This window comes from Methylobacterium nigriterrae (genome assembly GCF_037106235.1).
Lineage (GTDB): Bacteria > Pseudomonadota > Alphaproteobacteria > Rhizobiales > Beijerinckiaceae > Methylobacterium > Methylobacterium nigriterrae.
Genome location: NZ_JBAWTG010000818.1, coordinates 1 through 276, shown reverse-complemented (window position 1 = coordinate 276; position 276 = coordinate 1). Strand labels below are relative to the sequence as shown.

At 66.7% G+C, this 276-nt stretch carries 1 protein-coding gene; it reads left to right on the top strand.

What is annotated here, in order from left to right; genetic code table 11:
- Positions 1-126, top strand: a 126-nt coding sequence (locus WDW90_RS39285; RefSeq protein ID WP_336493019.1) for a transposase, incomplete at its 5' end; no start/stop codon positions are given.
- Positions 127-276: the final 150 nt, after the last annotated feature.

Here is a 276-nt window from a genome sequence, read left to right as displayed (position 1 = left end):
GGGCAGATCAAGCAGGCCCGAGGCTTCCGACAGTTCCTGATGAGAGGGCTTGAGCAGGTCCGGGGCGAGTGGGCGATGATCTGCACCGCCCACAACCTGCTGAAGCTGGCACAGGCCGACCGTTGAGCCCGCTGTCCGCCCTCATCGGCGCCGGTCCCGCCCCCTCTCCCCCGGCTTCAAACCCCGTTACTCGGACAGATGGGGTGATTGGGGTCAGGCCGCGGTTCGGCTGAAGGCGGCTGCTCCTGTCGAGATGTGAGATCGTGGTCGACGTCG